Below are 1,134 nucleotides of genomic sequence, written 5' to 3'. Positions count from 1 at the left end.
GTAAATGACCTGTTTCTTTGTTGATAAAATGCGTTTCAATGACTTCTAGCAATTCAATTATATCATTTTTTAGATTTTCGTTTTTCCACACTTTGTACAAATTCGCATAGCCTTCAACGATATGCAAATGGGTATTCATTGTCTTTTTTTCGTTAGCAACTTTATCGCTCAAACGCAAATCTTCGATAGGTTGCCAATCGCGGGTAAAAGCTTCGAAATAGCCTTTTTTTATTGGGTCGTAGCTGTGTTTTTGTATTCTGTTATATAGTATTACAGAAAATCTCAGCGCTCTTTCGTCATTGGAAATTTCATAGTATTCAGTCAATCAATAAATCACAAAAGCCAAAGCATAAATTTGGTTTTTGGTATCTTTTGGTGTTTTATCAGGATTAATGCTCCAGAAAATTCCACCAAATTCGATATCATAAAAATACGTTAGAATGAATTCGAAAGCATCTTTGGCAATTTTTTTGTGTGCTTCGTTTTTTGTGATTGAATAAGCAGCAGAAAATGACCAAAGAATTCGAGCATTTAGAACAGAGCCTTTTTCCGCTTCAAAATTTTTGTATTCATTGCAATCTATTTGACCAATAAAACCGCCATTTTTTTGGTCAATAGTATTTTTTGACCAATATTCAAGAATGTTGTCGAGTTCAGTGGTGAGTTCGGTTTTTAGATGTATTGTTTGTGTTGACACGATTTATTTTTATAAGTATTTGGTTTAGAAGCGGTCAGAGACCGCCATTCACATCCTCAAAGTCGGAGACTTTGCGGAGCTGACAGACACTTATTTAATTTCTTTATTCTTATTCACTTGAGAGATGATAGTATTCACAGAACCAGCTGATATAAAAGTATCTTCGGGCGTATTCAGTACATAATCTACTAATTTTTCAACCGAAGAAACGGCAACGTGCATTCTTGTATCTGATGCGGCATAATAGATAAAAACAGTTCCGTCTTCATCGGCAATCCAGCCATTCGAAAACAATACATTGGATACATCGCCCACTCTTTCGGAGTCTTGTGGTCCCATAAAATGTCCTGCTGGAACGTGAGTTACTTTTGAAATATCGTTTAAATCGGTCATAAATATATACAGTGTGTAACGCAATCCCGCAGCGGTATTTCGTA

General features: G+C 35.3%; 2 protein-coding genes and 1 pseudogene. All 3 read right to left on the bottom strand.

Features of this window, described 5'->3' with window-relative positions:
* Positions 1-325: pseudogene (locus EKL98_RS18300) on the bottom strand (N-acyl-D-glucosamine 2-epimerase); the annotation flags it as partial.
* Entirely contained in the window at positions 326-697 is a 372-nt protein-coding gene (locus tag EKL98_RS18295) for an AGE family epimerase/isomerase (RefSeq protein WP_233589485.1), read from the bottom strand.
* Positions 698-787: 90 nt separating this feature from the next.
* A partial coding sequence (locus EKL98_RS16840) for a glycoside hydrolase family protein (protein ID WP_449404016.1) occupies positions 788-1,134 on the bottom strand: 347 nt, incomplete at its 5' end.

It is taken from the genome of Flavobacterium bomense (genome assembly GCF_003970355.1).
Note: the sequence above shows the minus strand (reverse complement) of the source record. Positions and strands in the feature narration are given on the sequence as shown.